16 protein-coding genes are annotated in these 21610 nt (G+C 60.6%); 13 read left to right on the top strand and 3 right to left on the bottom strand.

Annotated features, from left to right (window positions below; translation table 11 throughout):
* Positions 1-52 precede the first annotated feature (52 nt).
* The 6 genes from INT39_RS07100 to INT39_RS07075 all read left to right on the top strand — a co-directional run bounded on the left by INT39_RS07100 (position 53) and on the right by INT39_RS07075 (position 7052).
* A complete protein-coding gene (locus INT39_RS07100; protein WP_193073446.1) occupies positions 53-412 on the top strand; it encodes a CidA/LrgA family protein in 360 nt (119 codons plus the stop codon).
* Complete coding sequence (locus INT39_RS07095; RefSeq protein WP_193073250.1) at positions 409-1128, top strand: LrgB family protein; 720 nt, start codon at positions 409-411, stop codon at positions 1126-1128. Before INT39_RS07100 ends, INT39_RS07095 begins: the two co-directional genes overlap by 4 nt.
* A 175-nt stretch (positions 1129-1303) precedes the next feature.
* Entirely contained in the window at positions 1304-2704 is a 1401-nt protein-coding gene (locus tag INT39_RS07090; protein WP_193073246.1) for a cytochrome ubiquinol oxidase subunit I, read from the top strand.
* A 1-nt stretch (position 2705) separates the two neighbouring features.
* Positions 2706-3707, top strand: coding sequence for a cytochrome d ubiquinol oxidase subunit II (gene cydB / locus INT39_RS07085; protein ID WP_193073244.1), 1002 nt, complete (start codon positions 2706-2708; stop codon positions 3705-3707).
* Between the two features lie 20 nt (positions 3708-3727).
* The gene (cydD, locus tag INT39_RS07080) at positions 3728-5422 is read left to right on the top strand and encodes a thiol reductant ABC exporter subunit CydD (protein WP_193073241.1); all 1695 of its coding nucleotides are present in this window, start codon (positions 3728-3730) and stop codon (positions 5420-5422) included.
* Positions 5415-7052, top strand: a complete 1638-nt coding sequence (locus INT39_RS07075; RefSeq protein ID WP_193073238.1) for an amino acid ABC transporter ATP-binding/permease protein — start codon at positions 5415-5417, stop codon at positions 7050-7052. Before cydD ends, INT39_RS07075 begins: the two co-directional genes overlap by 8 nt.
* Before the next feature lie 136 nt (positions 7053-7188).
* On the opposite strand, the gene INT39_RS07070 is transcribed toward INT39_RS07075, so the two are convergent.
* The 3 genes from INT39_RS07070 to INT39_RS07060 all read right to left on the bottom strand — a co-directional run bounded on the left by INT39_RS07070 (position 7189) and on the right by INT39_RS07060 (position 14699).
* Positions 7189-10473: a carboxyl transferase domain-containing protein gene (locus tag INT39_RS07070; RefSeq protein WP_193073234.1), complete on the bottom strand. Its 3285-nt coding sequence runs from the start codon at positions 10471-10473 to the stop codon at positions 7189-7191.
* Positions 10473-12164 carry an AMP-binding protein gene (locus tag INT39_RS07065; RefSeq protein WP_193073233.1) on the bottom strand — a complete coding sequence of 564 codons (1692 nt, stop codon included), beginning with the start codon at positions 12162-12164 and terminating at the stop codon, positions 10473-10475. Before INT39_RS07065 ends, INT39_RS07070 begins: the two co-directional genes overlap by 1 nt.
* A 135-nt stretch (positions 12165-12299) precedes the next feature.
* Positions 12300-14699 (bottom strand): penicillin-binding protein 1A, encoded by a 2400-nt coding sequence (locus INT39_RS07060; RefSeq protein WP_193073229.1) that lies wholly within the window; start codon positions 14697-14699, stop codon positions 12300-12302.
* A gap of 189 nt (positions 14700-14888) precedes the next feature.
* On the opposite strand from INT39_RS07060, the gene INT39_RS07055 reads away from it, so the two are divergent.
* From INT39_RS07055 to aroB, 7 genes are all read left to right on the top strand, one after another.
* The gene (locus INT39_RS07055; protein WP_193073226.1) at positions 14889-15953 is read left to right on the top strand and encodes a pilus assembly protein PilM; all 1065 of its coding nucleotides are present in this window, start codon (positions 14889-14891) and stop codon (positions 15951-15953) included.
* The gene (locus tag INT39_RS07050; RefSeq protein ID WP_193073222.1) at positions 15953-16531 is read left to right on the top strand and encodes a PilN domain-containing protein; all 579 of its coding nucleotides are present in this window, start codon (positions 15953-15955) and stop codon (positions 16529-16531) included. The genes INT39_RS07055 and INT39_RS07050 overlap by 1 nt, the downstream gene beginning before the upstream one ends.
* The gene (locus INT39_RS07045; RefSeq protein ID WP_193073220.1) at positions 16528-17151 is read left to right on the top strand and encodes a type 4a pilus biogenesis protein PilO; all 624 of its coding nucleotides are present in this window, start codon (positions 16528-16530) and stop codon (positions 17149-17151) included. Before INT39_RS07050 ends, INT39_RS07045 begins: the two co-directional genes overlap by 4 nt.
* Positions 17152-17174: 23 nt before the next feature.
* On the top strand, positions 17175-17678 hold the full coding sequence (locus INT39_RS07040) for a pilus assembly protein PilP (protein WP_413468909.1): 504 nt from the start codon (positions 17175-17177) through the stop codon (positions 17676-17678).
* 57 nt (positions 17679-17735) lie between these two features.
* Positions 17736-19898, top strand: coding sequence for a type IV pilus secretin PilQ (gene pilQ / locus INT39_RS07035; RefSeq protein ID WP_193073445.1), 2163 nt, complete (start codon positions 17736-17738; stop codon positions 19896-19898).
* 5 nt (positions 19899-19903) lie between these two features.
* Positions 19904-20419 (top strand): shikimate kinase AroK, encoded by a 516-nt coding sequence (gene aroK, locus INT39_RS07030; RefSeq protein ID WP_193073214.1) that lies wholly within the window; start codon positions 19904-19906, stop codon positions 20417-20419.
* Between the two features lie 113 nt (positions 20420-20532).
* Positions 20533-21609 carry a 3-dehydroquinate synthase gene (gene aroB, locus INT39_RS07025; RefSeq protein WP_193073211.1) on the top strand — a complete coding sequence of 359 codons (1077 nt, stop codon included), beginning with the start codon at positions 20533-20535 and terminating at the stop codon, positions 21607-21609.
* Position 21610 lies beyond the last annotated feature (1 nt).

Below are 21610 nucleotides of genomic sequence, written 5' to 3'. Positions count from 1 at the left end.
GTCTGGGATGGCAGCCGTGTCGGCCACCATCGTATTGGTTGGAATTTATCTGATGTTGTTACGTGGATTGACATGGCTGATCCTGTTTCAGTTGTTGGGTACAGCCTTGAATGTGTTGTTTCTGCCTTTCTTACCCAGCGCCATCATCGGCATGCTGCTGCTGGTGATCTTTCTGCGCTTGCGTGGCCGCGTCAGTGAATCGCTGGAAACAGCGTCTTCTGGATTGCTGCGTTTTCTGCCACTGCTGCTGACCCCCGCCGCGGTCGGCGTCATGATGTATGGCAATGAGCTGACCACTGAAGCCGTTTCGATTTTTGTCAGTCTGACGTTGACTTTCATCCTGGCAGTACCGCTGACCGGACGCCTCATGCAGTATCTGATCATGCGCCAGGCGGGCGAGGAGGACGTATGAACAGCTTGCTCCTGGCGTGGGACGCGGTGGTTGCGCATCCGCTGTTTCTCATTGGTTTGACGCTGGGCGTCTACCAGCTTGGGTTGACGTTATACGAACGCACCCGGATGGCTGTGTTGCACCCGTTGATTGTGTCCATCGTGGTCTTGATCGGCGTGTTGTTGTTGCTGGGGATGGACTACCCGACCTATCTCGCGGCCATGGCGCCGTTGTCGCTCTTGTTGGCACCTGCGACGGTGGCGTTGGCGGTGCCGCTGTACCATAACCTGCGGCGTATCCGGCAGTTTTTCTGGCCAGTGACTATCAGCCTGTTGGTCGGTGGCACTTTCGCTACTGGCGGTACCATTCTGCTGGCCTGGTTGCTCGGTTCGGATTTCTCGATGCTGATGACGCTGGCGCCGAAATCACTGACGGCGCCGATTGCCATGATGGTGGCTGAGCAGCTGGGTGGTGTGGCAGCCATGGCGGCGGCCTTTGTGATGTATACCGCGGTGCTGGGCGCCTTGCTTGGCCCTTGGCTGTTGAAGGTCGGCGGGGTCACTCATCCAGCGGCACGGGGCATGGCACTGGGCTTGACGGCTCACGCCGTCGGTACTGCCTTGGCACTGGACGAAGGCAAGGAGGCGGGCGCCTTTGCTGCCCTGGCCATGAGTCTGATGGGCATCGTGACCGCGTTGTTGCTGCCGGTCTGTGTCACCCTCTGGCTGCTGTTGTAGTCGTCTCATTCCCGGTGTCAATATCGGGAACGCATTCATTGATCCCCTGTCACAAGCAATAGCGCGGTAGCGGTAGGCCTGAACCACCGCTACCCTGACTGTTCTGCTTTGCTTGTTACACCTGTGGAACGGGAGCGCCCGCCGGTTTCCTTTCTCCACCCAAGGAGCTGCACAGATGGAATTAGATCCGCTGTTGCTGTCGCGCCTGCAATTTGCCTTTGTGGTCTGCTTTCACGCCATTTTTCCGGTGTTCACCATTGGATTGGCGACCTTCATTGCCTTTCTTGAGGCGCTGGCCTTCAAGACCGGCAATCCGGTATGGACCCGATTGTCGCGTTTCTGGATCCAGGTATTCGCTGTGGCCTTTGCCATGGGGGTGGTCTCCGGCATCGTGATGTCCTTCCAGTTCGGTACCAACTGGAGCAACTTCTCCTACGCAGCGGCAAATTTCATCGGGCCGATGCTCAGTTACGAAGTGGTCACGGCGTTCTTCTTGGAAGCGGCTTTTCTCGGCGTGTTGCTGTTCGGCCGCGACAAGGTGCCGCCAGGCGTGCATCTGTTCGCAGCCTGCATGGTTGCACTGGGTACGCTCATTTCCACATTCTGGATTCTTGCAGCCAACAGCTGGATGCACACACCTGTGGGTACCGAGCTGATTGATGGCATGTTTGTCGTGGGCAGTTGGCGCGAGGCCATTTTCAATCCGTCGTTCCCGTATCGTTTCACCCATATGGTGCTGGCCTCGTTTCTGACCGGCTCCTTCGTGGTCGCCGGGGTCAGCTCCTGGTATCTGCTGACCGGGCGAGAGGTGGAGGCCAACCGGCGTGCGCTGTCCATGTGTTTGTGGCTGATCCTGATTCTCGCTCCGACCCAGGCCGTGGTCGGGGATTACCACGGTCTCAATACCCTGGAGCACCAGCCGACCAAGGTGGCAGCAATGGAAGGCAACTGGGACACCATGCGTGGCATGCCGCTGCTGCTGTTCGCCATCCCTGATCAGGAAAACGAGACCAATCATTTCGAGATCGGCCTGCCGCGACTCGGCAGCCTGATTCTGACCCATGATCTGGATGGTGAAGTGCCGGGACTCAAGGAGGTGGCGCCTGAGGAGCGGCCGCCGGTATGGATAGTATTCTGGGCATTCAGGGTCATGGTCGGTATCGGCTTGCTGATGATCGGCTGCGCCCTGACCGGGTTGTTTCTGCGGGCTGGTGGGCGTTACTGGCGTCAGCCGCTGTTTCTCAATGCCATGCGGCTGATGACCTTTGCACCCTTTGCCGCGGTGCTGTGCGGCTGGATAGTGACCGAGGTTGGCCGCTTCCCCTGGGTGGTCTATGGGCAGATGAGTCATATCGAAGGACTCACGCCGTCACTGACCGGGGGCATGGTGCTGTTCACGCTGCTGGGGTACATGTTGGTGTATGCGGTGATTTTCAGCGCCGGCCTGTATTACCTGATGATGGTGCTGCGCGCAGGCCTCGAAAGCATTGATCAGCATGATGAGGTGCATGACATAGAACGTCCCAAACGGCCTCTGTCGGCGGCCCATGTGAGCATCGAAGAGGGAGGGCACTGACATGCATGGCATTGATCTGACCATTATCTGGGCGGTGATCATCGCCTTCGGCATCATGATGTATGTATTGATGGACGGCTTCGATCTGGGCGTGGGGATTCTTTTTCCCTTTGCTCCGGATGAGGACTCCCGTGATGTGATGATGAACTCGGTAGCGCCGGTATGGGACGGCAATGAGACCTGGCTGGTCCTCGGCGGGGCTGGGTTACTGGCGGCCTTTCCGTTGGTTTATTCGGTGCTGATGCCGGCGTTGTACATAGGCGTTTTTCTGCTGTTGGCAGGGTTGATCTTCCGCGGCGTGGCCTTCGAGTTTCGTTTCAAGGCCAACTCTTCGCGCAATCTGTGGAACTGGGCATTTTCGGGGGGCTCCATGGTGGCGTCCTTCGCCCAGGGCGCGGTGGTGGGTGCATACATACAAGGCTTCAATACTCTGGATGGGCGGTATGTGGGGGGCGCTCTGGACTGGCTCACGCCCTTCACGGTAATGACCGGGCTGGGTCTGCTGGCCGGCTACGCGTTGCTCGGCAGCACCTGGCTGATCATGAAGACCGAAGGCTATATCCAGCAATGGGCCTACCGTATTGCGCCTTGGCTGCTGGCGGTCGTGCTGCTGGTATTCGCCGTGGTCAGCGTCTGGACTCCGGCGGTGGATCCCTCGGCCTTCGAGCGCTGGTTCAGCGTCATCCGCCTGATCTGGATCTTCCCGTTGCTGGCATTGCTGTTCGCCTTTCTGGTGCTGCGCAGCCTGCGTCGACGTCAGCAGTCCATGCCCTTTGTTGCCACCATGGGCATGTTTGCCTTCACCTACATCGGCCTGCTGGTGACCAAGTGGCCCTATGTGGTGCCGCCGAATTACACCTTGTGGGATGCGGCGGCCGCACCGGGTTCGCAGCTGTTTTTGCTGATTGGCATGCTGTTCGTGATTCCGGTAATCCTCGCTTACACCGCCTGGACTTACTGGGTATTCCGCGGCAAGGTGCGGGTCGGTGAGGGTTACCACTGAACAGGGCAAGCAGGTCATCCATGCCTGAAGGCAGTGACGGCTGGCTGCGTTGGTTGCTGCTTCCGCAGCGGCGGTTGTTGAATACCGCCCTGTGGCTGGCTGTCATGGCGGCGGGTTTTTTTGTTCTGCAAAGTTGGCTGCTGGCCAGTCTGTTCAGCTATTGGCTGGCTATCTGGCAGACGGGGGCGGCCCAGCCGCTGGAGCTCTCCGCGTGGTGGCCTTGGTTGGTTGGCTTGCCGCTGTGCCTGGTGGTGCGACCCTGTCTGCAATACGGCCGTGAGCGACTGTCGCAGCGTGCCAGTCTGCAGGCACGAGAGGGTCTGCGTGAGCAGCTGTTGCAGCGATTGGCGATGCTCGGGCCGGCGCGCCGTGGGTTGGGAGTCGATGCCCAGTTGAGCAGTCGCCTGCTCGAGCAGGTGGACGCGCTGGACGGCTATATCAGCCGTTATCAGGTACAGCGGCAATTGGTTGTCATCGTGCCCTTGATGTTGTTGCTGGCGACTGTCTGGCATAGCCTGCTGGCCGCTGCGCTATTGCTGGCGACTGCGCCTCTGGTGCCCTTGTTCATGGTGTTGCTGGGACAGGCGGCAGCCACCGCCAGCCGGCGTCAGTTCGTGGCGTTGGGGCAGATGAGCGGGCGCTTCCTCGATCTGTTGCGCGGCATGGCTACCTTGCGCCATCTGCAGGCGCTGGGGCCGGCGCAGCAGGCCGTTGAAGAGGCTGCCGAAGACTACCGCAGCCGGACCATGCGGGTATTGCGCATGGCTTTTCTGTCCGGCGCGGTGCTGGAACTGTTCGCCTCGATTGCCATTGCCATGGTCGCCCTGTATCTGGGCATGGGGCTGCTCGGCATGCTGCCCTGGGCACAGGGCGAGATCCCCGTTCCCTATCAGGGTGCGCTGTTCATCTTGCTGCTGGCACCGGAATTTTATGCGCCGCTGCGTCAGCTGGGCGCTGACTATCACGCCCGGGCAGAGGCCGAAGGCGCGTTGGCCGAGCTGCTGCCCCTGTTGCAATTGGAGATATGGCAGCACCCCGGCAGCCAGCCGCTGACACTCGAGCGTGCGCCGACTATTGATTGCCGCAATGTGAGCGTGGATCTGCCGGGGGCAGCCGCGCGTCTGCGTCCGCTGAATCTGCGGTTGGCAGCAGGGGAGCGAGTCTGGCTGCAAGGCCCCAGTGGCAGTGGCAAGTCGACGTTGCTGCATGTGTTGCTGGGTTTTGTACCGTATGCCGGGGAGATTCTGATCGACGATCTGCCGCTGAGCGTGGTGCGCCGCAGTGATTGGCACCGGTACGTCGGCTTTCTCGCGCAGCAGCCTGAACTGCTTCCGGACACTGTGGCGGCCAACTTGCGCCTGGCGGCCCCCGAGGCCAGTGATGCACAGCTGATCGGTGTACTGCAGGATGTCGGGCTCTGGCCTTTACTGCAGCAACTGCCGCTGCAACTCGAGACGCCGTTGGGCGAGCGGGGCTTGGGTCTGTCCGGTGGCCAGTTGAGCCGCCTGGCCCTGGCCCGGCTGCTGCTGCGCGACACGCGGGTCTGGCTGTTGGACGAACCCCTCGCGCACCTCGATCCGCAGACTGCGGAGCTGATCGGTGATCTGCTGGAGCGGCTCAGCCGGGATCGTACTCTGTTGCTGGTGAGTCATGATGTGGTGGGGCTGGACTGGCTGGACCGGCGAGTCAGTCTGGAAGGGGGAATGCATGACTGAGCAACGGAAGCCGGTGGTGCGTCTGCGCAGTCTGCTCAACAGCCGTCTGGGTGGCTGGTGGCTGGCCGGGGTGCTGGGCGCTGTTACGCTGTTCTCGGCCATTGCGCTGCTGGCGGTGTCCGGCTGGTTCATCACGGCGGCGGCACTTGCTGGCACGGCGGTTGCTGGCGCCGGTTATGTTCTGGATATCTTTGTACCTGCCGCGATCATCCGTTTACTGGCGCTGACACGCACTGTGGGTCGCTATACCGAGCGCCTGGCGTCGCACAGTGCGGCATTGGGGTTGCTGCGGGATCTGCGTAGTCAGCTATTCAGCCGTATTGCCCAACGTCGGCGCCTGTCATTGCGCACCGCGGGCGCGATGCACCGCCTGGTGGCGGATATTGATCTGCTCGACCAGTTTCCCTTGCGTGTGGTGTTGCCCTGGGCCTGGGCCAGCCTGTTGCTGATGACGCTGTTGTGTTGGCTGGCACTGCTGAATCAAACGCTGTTGTTGGCAGCGCTGCCCGGCGTTCTGCTGGCTTGGCTATTGCCCTGGCTGGGTTACTGGCGGGGCGGGCGGTTGGCGCGTGATGAAGTCACCCATGCGCAAGAGCGCCGGGAATTCCTGCTTGATAGCCTGCAACTGCTGACGCCGCTGCTGATCTGGCAGCGTTGGGGTGAGCGTGGCGCGGATTTTTTGCAGCGAGACCGTGCCCACCTTGCTCGGCAGGAACGCCAGCAGCAACTGACCAGCCGCATGACGCTGCTCCAGCAGTTGGCACTGGCTTCCAGTTTGTTGGCGGTAGTGTGGCAGGGTGGCGCGCTGATGGCTGAAGAGGCCGTGTCGGTGCCCTTGTTGCTCGCTGCGCTGCTGACATTGTTTGGCTTGTCCGAGGCGCTGCTGCCATTGGCAGGCAGTTTCATCGCGCTGGGGTTGAGCCAGGCGGCGCGGGACCGGTTGAATACCCTGGCGGGCGCGGAGGCGGCCTTGCCCTCAGCAGGAGCGAGGCCGCAGGCGCCTTGGTCGTTGCAGCTATCCGCGGTCAGCGCCCGCTGGCCCGGTGCGCTGAATGGTCCAGACAATATCGATCTGCAGCTGGCGCAGGGTGAGGCGCTGCTTGTGCAAGGGGCGTCAGGAGGCGGAAAGTCAACGCTGCTGCAACTGTTGGCGGGTGAGGAAATGGAGTCCCGCGGGGAGTGTCTGCTCAACGGTGAGCCACTGACTGACTGGGATTTGCGGGAGGTGATCGGCTATCTGCCACAGGATATCGATATCTTCAATCTGCCGCTGGCTGACAACCTGCGCCTGGGTAACCCGCAGGCCAGCGATCAGCAACTATGGCAGGTGCTGACGGATGTGGCCCTGGATGACTGGGTCAATGCGCATCCGCTGCAGCTGCAACTGGCCCCCGGTGAGCTGGGCTCGGCGGTTTCAGGTGGGCAGGCGCGGCGTATTGCATTGGCGCGACTGCTGCTGGCCGAGCGGCCGATACTGCTGCTCGATGAGCCCTTCGCCGGGCTGGACGCCAGCACCCGCGAGCGAGTGATGGCGGCGCTGGTGCGGCGTCAGCAACAGGGATTGCTGCTGATCGCCAGTCACCAGCCGGTCATGGCTGAGGCGTTGCAGAGTGTGCGTATCGGTGCTTGACCTGCACTTAACAGACAAGGCGGGCCGTCCCGGGTTTGCCTACGGACTCCGTGCTCGCTGCTTTTAGCTGGCCTGGCGGCCAGCGCCGCGCCGGGTCGGCCCTCCTACATGAGACAACCAATAGCCACGGGCAAGACTACCAGGTATCCACAAACGGCCGGGTGCCCGCCTGCAGCGACTCCGGCGGCGCCGAACTCAATCCTCTCAACAACCAATCCCGGGTTTCCAGCGGATCGATGACCGCATCGATCTCCAGGAAGCTGGCCATGCTCAGACCTTTGCCCCGGGCATACAGCTCGCCTACCAGCTTGTCGAACAACGCCTGCTGTTCGGAGGGGTCTTCCAGCGCAGCCAATTCCTTGGCATAGCCCAGCCGTACCGCACCTTCCAGGCCCATGGCGCCGAACTCGCTGCTCGGCCAGCCGATGGTGAACATGGGTGCATGGAAGCTGCCGGCTGCCATGGCCTGAGCCCCGAGGCCGTAGCCCTTGCGCAGCACTACAGTGAAGAAGGGAATGCTCAAGCTGGCCGCCGTGACGAACATGCGTGATACATGGCGCACCGTGGCCTGTTGCTCGGCATCCGGTCCCACCATGAAACCGGGGGTGTCGCACAGGGATACCATGGGCAGACCGTGCGCCTGACACAGCTGCATGAAACGCGCCGCCTTGTCTCCCGCCACCGCGTCGATGGCCCCACCCAGATACATCGGATTGTTGGCCATCAGCCCGAACGGCTTGCCGCCGATACGGATCAGGGCGGTGATCATGCCCGGGGCGAACTGGCGGCGCAGCTCCAGTACCGAATCGGTATCGGCCAGCGCCTCGATGACCTGGCGGATGTCATAGACGCGCAGACGGTTTTCCGGAATCAGGTGGCGCAGCAGGCGCTGATCGGTGCACTCGCTCGTGGTCAGGTCGCCCTGAAAGTAGGACAGGTACTGCTTGGCTACCCGGGTGGCTTCGGCTTCGTCCTTGACCAGCACATCGATCACCCCGTTGGGGCCTTGCACGCTGGCCGGGCCGACCTGTTCCGGGGTGAAACGACCGAGTCCGCCGCCCTCGATCATGGCGGGGCCAGCCATGCCGATACTGGCATTCTCGGTGGCAATGATCACATCGCAACAGCCGAGCAGGGCGGCGTTACCGGCAAAACAGCGGCCGGATACCACGCCGACCAGCGGCACCTGACCGCTGAGCCTGGCCATGCGCATGAAGGTGGTGCAATCCAGTCCTGCGACGCCCACCTTGTCCACATCGCCCGGCCGGCCGCCGCCGCCTTCGGCAAAGAACACCAACGGCAGACGCCACTGCTCCGCCAGCGTCAGCATGCGGTCAGTCTTTTTATGGTTCATCACGCCCTGGGTGCCGGCGAAGACCGTGTAGTCGTAACTCATGGCCATACAGCGGGCGGTTTCGGCATCAAACAGGTCGCCGTTGACCGTGCCGATGCCGGCAATCAGGCCGTCGGCCGGGCTCATCTTCAACAGTTCTGCATGGCTGCGTCGGGTGCGCTGTGCGGCCAGGGCGAAGCCGCCGTACTCCATGAAGCTGCCCTCATCCAGCAGCTCGGCGAGATTCTCGCGGGCGGTACGCTGGCCGGTCTTGCGGCGTTTGGCGACGGCTTCGGGGCGCTGGGCGTCAGTCAGATCGGCGCGGCGCTGCAGGACGTCGTCAAGGTCTGCGCGGATATGCTGCAGGTCCAGCTGTTCTTCGCTGGTCTGCTGTACCTGCTCAACACCGTTCGGTTCGATGAACAGCAGCGGGCTGCCTTCGAACAGATTGTCTCCCGGCGCGGCAGCGAGTGCGCGAATGCGGCCGCTGCAATCGGCCTTGATCACAAACTCCATTTTCATCGACTCCATGACCGCCAGCGGCTGGCCGATGATCACTTCGTCCCCGGACTGCACATCCAGACTCACCAACACGCCCTGCACCGGTGCGTTCAGCGGCTGGCTGCCGTCAGGCGCCACCGGCTGAGCCTGCAGGCTTTGGCCTGCGGTTGCCTGACTCGCAGCATACAACTGCGGATGGGCTGTGTTGTCAGCGCCGATCAGCGTGGCAGCGTGCGCTTCGATGAAACCTGTGGTGACCTCGTTGCTGCGTACCTGAGGATGCTGCAGCAGGCTCTGCAGAAACGGCAGGTTGCTCGCGACACCCTCGAGTCGGAACTCGCAGAGCGCGCGATAGGCGCGGCGTAACACTGTCTTGTAGTCGGCATCAGCATGCACGATCAGTTTGGCCAGCAGCGAGTCGAAGGCCGGATTGGTGGTGTAACCACTGTAGCCATAGCCGTCGACGCGCACACCATGACCGCTGGGCGTTTCGTAGGCGGTGATGATACCGCCGGTGGGGCTGGCGCTGCCGTCGGGCTGCATGTTCTCCAGGTTGATGCGCAGCTGCACGGCGTAACCGCGCGGCGCTGCGATGCGTGATTGTTCCAGGTCGAGATCGACCAGACTGGCGCCCGCCGCCAGGTGAATCTGCAGTTGTGCCAGATCCAGCCCGGTAACGGCTTCGGTTACCGTGTGCTCGACCTGAATGCGCGGGTTGGCCTCCATGAACACGAAGTCGCCGTTCTCTTCGTCAACCAGGAACTCCACCGTGCACAGACCACGATAGCCGACGGCGCCGGTCAGCGTTACGGCGGCGGCCAGCAGCCGCTCGCGAAGGTTGGGATCGAGACCCGGCGCGGGTGCCACTTCCAGCACCTTCTGGTTGCGCCGCTGCAGGGTACAGTCCCGCTCCCAGAGGTGGCTCACGGTGCGACCGTCGCCAATGATCTGCACCTCGATATGCCGGGCGCGGCGGATCAGCCGCTCGATATAGAGATCGCCATTGCCGAAGGCCGCGCGCGCCTCGGAGCTGCAGCGGGCAAAGGCCTGCTCCAGTTCGTCGATGCTGTGCACCGCGCGCATACCGCGTCCGCCGCCCCCGGCCAAGGCTTTGAGCATGACGGCGGAGCCGCCCGGCAGACTGGCCATGAAGGCTTTTGCCTGTTCGAGGTCGGTTGCCTGGTTGGTGCCGGCCACCAGCGGTATGTCGTGCTTGATGGCCAGACGTCGGGCGCTGGCCTTGTCACCGAACAGCTCCAGCACCTCGGCGTCGGGCCCGACAAAGGTGATACCCGCCTCGCTGCAAGCGCGGGCGAAGCCGGCGTTTTCGCTGAGAAAGCCGTAACCGGGATGAATGGCGTCGCAGCCATGCGCCTTGGCGATGGCAATCAGCTGCTGGCCGTCGAGGTAGGCTGTGGCGCCGCGCCCCTGCAGCCCCACAGCGACATCGGCCTTGCGCAGGTGCAGCGAGCCCGCGTCATCTTCGGAATACACCGCTACACTGGGAATATCCAGCTCAGCCGCGGCGCGGGCCAGACGGATGGCGATTTCGCCGCGGTTGGCAATCAGCAGACGTTTGAAGAGCATCAGATCCATTCCTGTAGTTCGTTCTTTTTCACTTTTCCGGTAGCGGTCATGGGCAGCGAGTCAACCAGCTTGACCTCCGGCACCTTGTAGATGGCCATGACCTGACGGCACCAGTCGTGCACTGTTTCCGCGCTCAGCTCAGTGTCCGGTTTGGCGATGACGAAGGCCACCGGCGTTTCACCGCGTTGCTCATCCGGCCGGCCGATCACAGCGGCGGCAAGGATCGCCGGGTGCTGGCCGAGTATGGCTTCCAGCTCGCTGGGGAACACGCTCATGCCGTTGACCTTGAGCATTTCCTTGCGCCGGCCCAGGTAGCGAATAAAGCCCTGCTCGGTGATGACGCCACTGTCACCGGTGTGCAACCAGCCATCGCGCAGCGCGTCGGCGCTGGCTTCGGGCTTGTTCCAGTAGCCCTTGAGCAGAGAGGGTGTGCGCACCAGCAACTCGCCTTCGCTGCCCAGCGGCAGTAATTCACCGGTGGTGAAGTCGCAGACCTTGAACTCTGTGCCGGGTACCGGCAGGCCGACGAAGGTCGGCGCAGACTTGAGGTCGAAATCATCGTCCTGCAGGCCGGCGGTGAAGGTGTCGCAGGTATGGGTCTCGGTCATGCCGAAGCTGGTCTCGAACAGGGTGCAATCGGTCAGCTCACGCCAGCGTCGGCGGTACTCGGGAGTGAGTTTCTTGATGAAGGATACGCAGCTGGTGACCCGCAGGGAGCTGAGGTCGAATTGGCTCACCTGTGGATGATCAAGTATCTCGGCGGCACTATCGACCAGCAGGCTGCCATGGTTGACCTGGTAATGCTGCACTGCACCCATGAACGCCAGCGGGTCCCAGCGTGCCAGCAATACCAGCGTGGTGCCGCCGAAGACCGGGAACAGCAACCCGGCATTTTCCCCGGCGATCCAGAACTCGGGCATGAAGTTCAGGCTGACGCGTTCACTGTCCAGGCCCAGTGCGGCGGGCAGGAAGCTGGCGCAGGTGTAGAGCATGTCGCCATGGGTATGGATGCAGCCTTTGGGCAGGCCGGTAGTGCCGCCGGTGTAGTTGAGCGCGGCGATGCTGTCGAGCTGCGGCTCGGGAAGCTCAGCGCGGGGTTCGGTTGCCGCGAGAGCCGGCAGCAGGTCGATGCTGTCGGTAACCGGAAGCTTGGGCGCGTGCAACAGTTCGGGTGCGGCGAAGGGCAGTTCGGTGGGGCAGACTTCCGACAGGCTGGTGCTGATAAGCACTCGTAACTGCGTGTCGGTGCCAGCCTGGCGCACTACCGGCAGCAGTTGGTCGAAGCAGACCATGGCGCTGGCACCACAATCCTGCAGCTGGTAGGCCAGCTCGGGCGGTGTGGCCATCGGACTGACCGGAGCGTGTACCGCGCCGGCCTTGAGAATGCCATAGAACACCAGGTGCAGTTGCGGGCAGTTGGGCATGAATACGGCAACACGGTCGCCGGGCTGTACGCCCTGATCCAGCAACAGGGCGGCGAAGCGGTCACTCAGCTCGTGCAGTTCGGCATAGCTCAGATCATGGCCGTAATAGCGGACGGCGGGCTTGTCCGGCAACACCTCGGCCCAGTGGCGCAGGTAGGCGGTCAGCGGGCGCTGGCCCAACGGGTACTGCGGTTCGCTGGCGTGACCAGCAGGCCAGGCCTGGCGCTGAAGCTCGCGCAGACGCTCAAGATACTCATGCTCATGCATGTTCGACACCTTGCTTGTTATTGTAGGAGCAAGGTCAGAGTAGAGCGGTTCGATACGAAAAACAGCAAGCTTGCCGTGGCGAATGGCGGGGCAGTACCGGTGCTTATGGTGTGCCAGGCAGATGTGTTCTGGCGGTCAGAACAGTTCCAGCGGAGTGATGCCCCCATCGCTGCTGTAGCCACCGGCCTCCAGCTCGCTGGAGGGTGGCGGTACGTCCTCTTCCTTGAAAATCTCCAGGAAGGCGCCGGGTGTGCCCGGGCGGGCGCTGCGGCCGGTCATAGGGTCAACGCGGGTAATCACCAGCCCTTCGGGCTGCGGTTGGCTATGCTCGGGCTTGCCTTCCAGCGCTGCAGTCATGAATTGCACCCAGATCGGCAATGCAGTGGTGCTGCCATACTCGCGACGTCCGAGGGTGGTGGGCTGGTCGAAGCCGACCCATACCGTCGTTACATAGTCACTGTTGAAACCGGCGAACCAGCCATCCTTCTGCTCGTTGGTGGTGCCGGTCTTGCCGCCGACATCGCCGCGTTGCAAGGTCCGTGCGCGCGATCCGGTGCCGCGGGTGATGACGTCCTGGAGCATGCTGGTCATCTGGTAGGTGGTGCGCGGGTCGATCACCTCGGGCGCCAGTTTGGCTTCGGGCGGAGTCTGGCCGGGTGTCAGCCCGACATAGGCATCGATCCGCCGTTGCTGGTCGGCCAGTACCTGGGGCGTGACGACCGGGCGGGCGAAGTCGATCACCTTGTGTTCGCTGTTCTCGATACGCTCGATCAGCCATGGCTTGACCGCATGGCCACCGCTGGCGAAGACTGCATAACCGGTGGCGATCTGCAGCGGGGTCAGTTCAGGCGTGCCCAGCGCTGCCGACAGATTGCGCGGCAGTTCCTCGCGGCTGAAGCCGAAGCGTTCCATGTAGGTCAAGGCTTCATCCACACCTATGTCCCGCATCAGGCGAATCGAGACCAGGTTGCGTGACCGGTAAAAGGCTTCGCGCAGCCGGATCGGGCCGAGGAAGTCACCGCTGGAATTGCGTGGCCGCCATTCGTCATTCTGGCTGCCATCGTTGAATACCAGCGGGGAGTCGTTGGTCAGGCTGGCGGGCGTATAGCCGTGATCCAGCGCAGCGCTGTAGAGGAAGGGCTTGAACGACGATCCCGGCTGCCGACGCGCCTGGGTTACGCGATTGTAATTGCTCTGCAGAAAGGAAAAACCACCGGTCAACGCCTGGATGCTGCCGTCCTGGGGCGACAGGACCACCAGCGCGCTCTGGGCCTGGGGCATCTGTGCGAGCCGGTACTGGCCTTCTTCTTTCAGTTTCTGAATGCGAATGACATCGCCGGGCTGCAATATATCAGCGGGCTTACGTGGGTTCGGCCCCATGCTGTTGGCGCTCAGGTAAGGGCGTGCCCAGCGCATGGCTTCCCAGGCGATGGTGCCGGTGTCGCCGTTGCGCATGACGATGGTGGCGGAGTCGGCAGCGACTTCACTGACGACCGCCGGGCGCAGGCCTCCCATGCTGCGATAGGATTTGAGCAATGCCGGCAGCTGTTGCAGATCGGCGTCAGGATGGCGTGCTTCCGGGCCGCGGTAGCCGTGGCGTTGATCATAGGTGATCAGGCCGTCGCGCAGGGATTGGTTGGCCAGCGTCTGCAGGCGGCTGTCGACCGAGGTGTACACATAATAGCCATCGGTGTAGGCGGCCGTGCCAAATCGCTCGATCATTTCCAGACGAGCCATTTCGGCGACATAGGGCGCTTCCAGCTCGGGGTTGGCGCCATGGTTACGCGCGGTGATCGGAGCAGTCACGGCCTCATCATGGGCGGCCTGGTCGATACTGCCCAGATACAACATACGCTGCAGAATCCAGTCACGGCGAATCTTGGCGCGTTCGGGGTTGGCGACGGGATTGTACGCAGAAGGTGCCTTTGGCAGGCCGGCGATCATGGCCAGTTGGGCCAGGGGCAGCTCTGAAATCGGCTTGCCGTAGTACACATGAGCAGCCGCCTCGATCCCGTAAGCACGATTGCCGAGGTAGATCTTGTTGACGTACAGCTCGAAGATCTCGCGTTTGCTGAGGTTGCGTTCAATTTGCAATGCCAGCAGGATCTCGTTGAGCTTGCGCGAGAACACCCGATCACTGGTCAGGAAATAGTTTTTTGCCACCTGCATGGTGATGGTGCTGCCGCCGGTCTGGATCTGTCCGGTACTGAGCAATTCCGAGGTGGCCCGCAGCAGGCTCATGGGGTCAACACCATGATGATTGAGGAAGTTGTCATCCTCTGCTGCCAGAATGGCGTCGATGAAGCCCTGAGGAATCTGTTCGAAGCTGATCGGCAGGCGGCGCATCTCACCGAACTCGGCGATCAACTTCTGATCGGCGCTGTACACACGTAAAGGTGTTTGCAATTTGACATCACGCAGTGTATCTACGTCAGGTAAGGCCGGACTCAGATACAGAGCGACGCCGCTGAGCGCGAGTAGCGGAGCACTTGCGACAGCGATTAGCAGCCAGAACAGGGTGGTTAGCACGCGCATGAGGGGATCTGATCATTCCCTGTTGAATAAGCCGGTGAATGTAAGACGGTGATGAGAACGGGTTAACAGTCCGCATTATAAGCGTATTTTTTTCAGTTTAGCCATTTGCACTGTGACAAGGACTGTTATTTAATGCAGTTAAATATAAACCGCCCGTAAGTGGCGGATGCTGATAGGGAATAATTGGCTGTGCTAGGGCTTATCAAGAAGAAAGCGAATACGCTGCTGGGTGTCGATATCAGTTCCACCACGGTGAAACTGCTTGAACTCAGCCGCTCAGGGAACCGCTACAAAGTCGAAGCGTACGCGGTTGAACCTCTTCCCCCGGGTGCCGTGGCGGAAAAAAACATAGTCGAACTTGAAGGTGTGGGTCAGACCTTGGAAAAGGTTCTGGCGCGTTCGCGTACGTCGCTGAAACAGGCGGCCGTGGCCGTGGCTGGATCGGCGGTGATCACCAAGATCATCGAAATGGACGCCGGCCTCGACGACGACGAGATGGAAGAGCAGATCAAGCTGGAGGCTGATCAGTACATTCCCTATCCCCTTGATGAAGTATCCATCGACTTCGAAGTGCAGGGCGTCTCCCCGCGCAACCCCGAACGAGTTGAAGTGCTGCTGGCTGCCTGTCGCCGGGAGAATGTCGATATCCGCGAGGCTGCACTGGCACTGGCCGGTATCGATGTGAAAGTCGTCGAAGTCGAGGCTTACGCCATGGAGCGAGCCTGTGAGCTGGTGATCGATCAGCTCAACGGCGATCCGAATGATCTGACCATTGCGGTGATCGACATCGGCGCGACCATGATGACCCTCAGCGTGCTGAGTGAAGGGCGCACCATTTATACCCGCGAGCAGCTGTTTGGCGGCAAGCAACTGACCGACGAGATCCAGCGCCGCTACGGGCTGTCCCAGGATGAAGCCGGTCTGGCCAAAAAGCAGGGCGGGCTGCCGGATGACTATGAAGGCGAGGTGTTGGGGCCGTTCAAGGATGCGGTTGCGCAGCAGGTTTCGCGTTCTCTGCAGTTCTTTTTTGCCGGCGGCCAGTTCAACGATGTCGACTACATCCTGCTGGCCGGGGGGACTGCCTCGATCCCGGGACTGGACCAGCTGATCCAGCAGAAACTCGGTACCACCACCCTGGTGGCCAACCCCTTTGCAAACATGACCCTGTCGAACAAGGTGAATGCGGTAGCGCTCAGTAATGACGCTCCGGCACTGATGATCGCCTGTGGTCTGGCAATGAGGAGTTTCGACTAATGGCTCGCATTAACCTGTTACCCTGGCGCGAGCAGCTCAGGGAAGAGCGCAAGAAGCAGTTTCTCAGCATTCTGATGCTCATCGTCCTGTTTTCCGGTCTGCTGATATTTCTCGGCGATCGCAACCTGAGCGGCAAGATCGACCAACAGAACGCTCGCAATGATTTCCTGCGCAAGGAAATCAGTCTGCTGGATGGACGCATCAAGGAAATCGAACAGCTTCAGGCCCGCCGGACCCAGTTGCTGGATCGGATGAAGATCATCCAGGATCTGCAGGGCAACCGTCCTATCATTGTTCGCGTCTTCGACGAAATGGCCCGCACTCTGCCTGATGGCGTGTACTTCACCTCGGTCAACATGGCGGGGCCGGTGGTCAGCATCAAGGGTGGCGCCGAGTCGAATAGCCGGGTTTCCAACCTCATGCGCCAGATGGACGCTTCCGACTGGCTCGCATCACCAAATCTGACCGCAGTGAAAGCGGTTACCCAGGGAGCATTGGATCAGGCCAACGTATTCGAGATGTCGGTTCGCCAGACCGAGCCGGGTGCGCCAGCCGCTGAGGGAGAACAGCAGCAATGAGTTTTGCTCAATCCATGGAAAGTTTGAAGAAGGTCGATATCAACGACCTCGACTTCAACAATATAGGGTCGTGGCCCGCTGCGCTGAAAGTGATCGTCGGCATACTTGCCTTCGTGGTACTGCTGTTTCTTGGCTATCACTTTCACCTGAAGGATCTGCAGGCCCATCTTGAGCGCACCCAGGGTCAGGAAGTGACACTACGCAAAGAGTTCGCGGACAAGTCTTTCAGGGCCGCCAATCTGGATGCCTACAAGGAACAGTTGGTCGAAATCGAAGAGCGTTTCGGCACGCTGCTAAAGCAGCTGCCCAGCGATACCGAAGTACCAGGCCTGCTTGAAGACATCACCCAGATGGGCTTGAACAGCGGTCTCGAGTTCGAATCCATCACCCTGCAGCCGGAAGTGGCCCAGCAGTTCTACGTCGAACTGCCGATCCGTATCGTGGTGCAGGGCAACTATCACGACATCGCTACTTTCGTCAGCAGTGTTGCCGGACTGCCGCGCATTGTCACGCTGCACGATTTCGATATCGTGCCGCTCAGTGCGGGCAATCCCGACCTGCTGAAAATGAATATCCTGGCGAAAACCTACCGCTATCATGATGCGGAGGGTCAGGAATGAGCATGCATAAAGGGTTAACCGGCATGGTAATGCTGAGCGCGGTATTGCTCAGTGGCTGTGGAGGCAACGACTTCAGTGATCTGCAGGTGTTCATGGAAGAAACCCGAGCGCGTCCAGCGGGCAAGATCGAGCCGCTGCCACGGTTCAAGCCCTATGAGGCATTCACCTATAGCGCGTCTTCTCTGCGCAGCCCATTTCAGCCGCCGATTCGTATCGACCTGACGCAGCGGCAGAAGGGCTCTCAGGATATCAAGCCGGATGAAAACAGGGTCCGACAATTCCTCGAAGGCTTCAATGTCGAGGGGTTCGAGATGGTCGGCGTGCTCAGCAATCAGCAGGGCATGCAGGCACTCATTCGTGGCGCGGGAAGCGTACACAGAGTCAAGATAGGTGACTATCTGGGTCGAAATCACGGCCGAATTGCCAGCATCGAGGAAGGTCGTGTCGATGTGGTCGAGATAGTGCCGGATGGGGAAGGTGGTTGGTTGGAGCGGCCGCGCGCACTCAGCTTGCCTGAGCGCGGATAAGGTCAACCAGGGAGAGATAATATGAACTGTAAACAGTCACGCTTGGAACGCAATCAAATGCCTCTAACCAGGAAGTTTTCATTCGCAGCCGTGCTTGCGCTGCTTAGCCCGCTGGCTCTTGCCGCCGATCTTCAAAATATTGATGTCGCTTCGCTGCCGGGAGAGAGGGTAGAGCTCAAGCTGTCCTTCGACGAACCGGTTGTGGCTGCACCGCAAGGCTACACCATTGATCAGCCCGCCCGGATCGCCATCGATCTTCCGGGCGTGAAGAACAAGCTCGGTGAACGTTCGCGTGAACTGGGGCTGGGCAATGCCCGCAGTCTGACTGTGGTGGAGGCCAAGGATCGGACTCGCCTGATCATCAATCTGAACGATCTGGCACCTTATACCACCCGCGTTGATGGTAATAATCTGTTCATCATGGTGGGTGCTGATAAGGCGCCTGGCTATACAGCGGCAACGCCAGTCCAGGCCGGTAACAGTAACTGGCGCGGCAGCGACCAGCCAGCGGTGGGCAGCCCGGCAGCTGTGTCCGGTGGCTCGGCCATCCGCAGCCTGGATTTCCAACGTGGAGAGCAGGGTGAAGGGAATGTCATCGTCGACCTGTCCGATCCGTCCATCCGCGTGGACGTCCAGGAACAGGGCGGTCGCGTACGCCTGAACTTCCCTGATACCAAGCTGCCCGATGAGCTGCGAGTCCGTCTGGATGTCAAGGATTTTGCCACACCGGTCAACTTCGTCAGTGCCAGCGCTTCCGGCAAGGACGTCAGCATCACCATCGAGCCGACCGGCTTCTATGAGCATTTGGTATATCAGGCCGACAGCCGTCTGATCGTCAGCTTCAAGCCGCTCAGCCAGACTGAGGTTGAACAGCGTCGCGCCGATGCCTTCTCCTATACCGGCGAGAAGCTGTCGCTGAATTTCCAGGATATCGAAGTGCGCTCGGTGCTGCAGTTGATCGCCGATTTCACCGATCTGAACCTGGTGGCCAGTGATACGGTGCAGGGCAGCATCACTCTGCGCCTGCAGAACGTGCCCTGGGATCAGGCGCTGGATCTGGTGCTCAAGACCAAAGGTCTGGACAAGCGTCAGATCGGCAACGTACTGCTGGTTGCCCCAGCTGAAGAAATTGCCGCCCGTGAGCGTCAGGAACTGGAATCACAGAAGCAGATCGCCGAACTGGCACCGCTGCGTCGTGAACTGATTCAGGTCAACTATGCCAAGGCGTCGGATATCGCCACCCTGTTTGCCTCGGTTACTGCCGGTGAAGGTGAGCAGCGTGGTTCGATCACCGTGGATGATCGCACCAACAGCATCATTGCGCTGGAAACCCAGACCAAGCTCGACGAACTTCGTCGTATCGTTACCCAGCTGGATATTCCGGTGCGTCAGGTGATGATCGAGGCGCGTATCGTTGAGGCCAACGTCGGTTTCGACAAGGCGTTGGGTGTGCGCTGGGGGGGTAACGTCAACCTGGGCAGCCGGTTCAATGCTTATGGTAAAGAAGGAAATATGGGCATCGCCGACGATCCCAACCCGACCACAATTACCAATCCAGACGGCTCTACCCAGGAAGTCTCGCGGAATACTGCTGGCTTCATCGGTATTCCGGAAATCCCGCTGAATACCCCTTTCGTTGATATGGGCGTCCTGGGTGCCACCTCCGGTATCGGTATCGGTTTCATCACCGACAACACCATCCTCGACCTGCAACTGTCGGCCATGGAGAGCACCGGTAACGGCGAGATCATTTCTCAACCCAAGGTGGTTACCTCGGACAAGGAAACCGCGAAGATCCTCAAGGGCTCGGAAATTCCCTATCAGGAAGCCAGCTCCAGCGGTGCCACCACCACGGCATTTGCCGAAGCGGTACTGTCGCTGGAAGTGACCCCGCAGATCACCCCGGACAACCAGGTGATCATGGAAGTGATCGTGACCAAGGATGAGCCGGACTTCACCCGAGTAGTGAATGGTGTGCCGACCATCCGCAAGAACGAGGTCAATGCCAAGATTCTGGTCGCCGATGGTGAAACCATCGTCATTGGTGGTGTATTCTCCAGTGAATCGCAGAAGAGTCAGGAAAAGGTTCCTTTCCTGGGCGACCTGCCCATCGTTGGCAGAGCGTTCCGGCGTGACGTCAGTTACGAAAGCAAAACCGAACTGCTGGTATTCCTGACTCCGCGCATCATCAATAATGGAGCCATCAGCCTTGCCAGGTAACCGCGTTGCGTAATGTCTTTCTGATAGGCCCGATGGGAGCTGGAAAAAGTACCATCGGGCGTCTGCTTGCCAAGGAACTCAGATACCCCTTCAAGGATTCAGACCGGGAAATCGAAGCCAGAACCGGCGCCGATATCCCGTGGATCTTCGATGTGGAAGGGGAGGCCGGCTTTCGTGAGCGCGAAGAAGCCATGATTACCGAGCTGGTGCAGGAACAGGGTATCGTCCTTGCCACCGGTGGCGGTGTGGTCATGCGTGAGGCCAATCGCCGGGCACTGGCGAACAATGGCCTGGTGGTCTATCTGCGCACCAGCGTCGATCAGCAACTGCAGCGCACCAGCAAGGATCGTCAGCGACCGCTGCTACAGACCCCCGACCCAGAGGCGGTGTTGCGCGATCTGATGGCTCGCCGCGATCCGCTGTACCGGGAAATTGCCCACCTTATCATCGACACCGATCAGCGTGGCCCCAGAGTGGTGGTCAATACCATCATGGCCCAGCTTGATGAAGAATTGAGCTAATCATCCAGTAACGCCATCCAGTGTGACGAGCATGAGATCTCCACGGCTTTATGCGCAGCTGTGGGGACTGATGTATCCTTGCTGGGTTTCCGGGTCTGACTATGGGGAGTTCCATGCAGCAATTGACCGTTAATCTCGATGATCGCAGTTACCCCATCCATATAGGCAGCAATCTGCTCGGACGAGTGGAGCTGTTGGCGCCGTATATCGCTGGCCGTCAGGTCTGCATAGTGACGGACGATACCGTTGCTCCATTGTATCTGCAGCGGCTCTGCCAGACGCTGACGGATTACTCTGTACTGCCAGTGGTGTTGCCTACCGGAGAAGCTTTCAAGAACTGGTCGACCCTGCAGCAGATATTCGATGCCTTGCTTGGTGCACGGCATGACCGTCGCACTACCTTGATCGCCCTGGGTGGTGGCGTCATTGGTGATATGACGGGGTTCGCTGCCGCCTGCTATCAACGCGGTGTGGATTTCATTCAGATCCCGACTACGCTGTTGTCCCAGGTGGATTCGTCGGTGGGTGGCAAGACTGGTATCAATCATCCTGCCGGCAAGAACATGATCGGGGCCTTCTATCAGCCCAAGGCGGTGCTTATAGACACCGATAGCCTGCGTACCTTGCCGGAACGCGAAGTCAGTGCCGGGCTCGCGGAAATCATCAAGTACGGTTTGATTCGTGATACCGAGTTCCTCGACTGGCTTGAGCAGAACATGCCGGCTTTGCGCGCCTTGCAGCCGGAGTTGGTGACCGAGGCGATTGCCCGTTCCTGTGCGATCAAGGCAGAAGTGGTGGCAGCGGACGAGCGTGAAGGCGGAGTGCGGGCGATTCTCAATCTGGGGCACACCTTTGGTCATGCGATTGAAGCGCACCAGGGGTACGGCACCTGGCTGCATGGCGAAGCGGTCGGCGCCGGCATGGTCATGGCGCTGCAACTGTCGCACGCACTCGGTTGGCTGATGGCCGAGGAAGAGCAGCGCTGCACGGCACTGGTTGCTGCCGCCGGGCTGCCGGTGACGCCGCCGATGGATATGACGGCAGAGGACTTTACTCGTCTGATGGCAGTGGACAAGAAAGTGCTGGATGGTCAATTGCGATTGGTATTGTTGAAGCGGCTGGGTGAAGCGGTCGTCACCGCAGACTTTGATGGGGAAGCGCTGCGCTCCGTACTGGCGGCCGGCCGATGAA

It is taken from the genome of Pseudomonas sp. FME51, from assembly GCF_014897305.1.
The sequence above is the reverse complement of the archived record's forward strand: the minus strand, read 5'-3'. Positions and strand labels throughout refer to the sequence as shown.

Excerpts from the sequence above, each read along its gene's own strand:
- INT39_RS07100 (WP_193073446.1), top strand. The coding sequence starts at position 53 with ATGTTGTTACGTGGATTGACATGGCTGATCCTGTTTCAGTTGTTGGGT.
- INT39_RS07070 (WP_193073234.1), bottom strand. The coding sequence starts at position 10,473 with ATGCTCTTCAAACGTCTGCTGATTGCCAACCGCGGCGAAATCGCCATC.
- INT39_RS07090 (WP_193073246.1), top strand. The coding sequence starts at position 1,304 with ATGGAATTAGATCCGCTGTTGCTGTCGCGCCTGCAATTTGCCTTTGTG.
- aroB (WP_193073211.1), top strand. The coding sequence starts at position 20,533 with ATGCAGCAATTGACCGTTAATCTCGATGATCGCAGTTACCCCATCCAT.
- pilQ (WP_193073445.1), top strand. The coding sequence starts at position 17,736 with ATGCCTCTAACCAGGAAGTTTTCATTCGCAGCCGTGCTTGCGCTGCTT.
- INT39_RS07075 (WP_193073238.1), top strand. The coding sequence starts at position 5,415 with ATGACTGAGCAACGGAAGCCGGTGGTGCGTCTGCGCAGTCTGCTCAAC.
- INT39_RS07065 (WP_193073233.1), bottom strand. The coding sequence starts at position 12,164 with ATGCATGAGCATGAGTATCTTGAGCGTCTGCGCGAGCTTCAGCGCCAG.
- INT39_RS07095 (WP_193073250.1), top strand. The coding sequence starts at position 409 with ATGAACAGCTTGCTCCTGGCGTGGGACGCGGTGGTTGCGCATCCGCTG.
- cydB (WP_193073244.1), top strand. The coding sequence starts at position 2,706 with ATGCATGGCATTGATCTGACCATTATCTGGGCGGTGATCATCGCCTTC.
- INT39_RS07050 (WP_193073222.1), top strand. The coding sequence starts at position 15,953 with ATGGCTCGCATTAACCTGTTACCCTGGCGCGAGCAGCTCAGGGAAGAG.
- cydD (WP_193073241.1), top strand. The coding sequence starts at position 3,728 with ATGCCTGAAGGCAGTGACGGCTGGCTGCGTTGGTTGCTGCTTCCGCAG.
- INT39_RS07045 (WP_193073220.1), top strand. The coding sequence starts at position 16,528 with ATGAGTTTTGCTCAATCCATGGAAAGTTTGAAGAAGGTCGATATCAAC.
- INT39_RS07040 (WP_413468909.1), top strand. The coding sequence starts at position 17,175 with ATGGTAATGCTGAGCGCGGTATTGCTCAGTGGCTGTGGAGGCAACGAC.
- INT39_RS07060 (WP_193073229.1), bottom strand. The coding sequence starts at position 14,699 with ATGCGCGTGCTAACCACCCTGTTCTGGCTGCTAATCGCTGTCGCAAGT.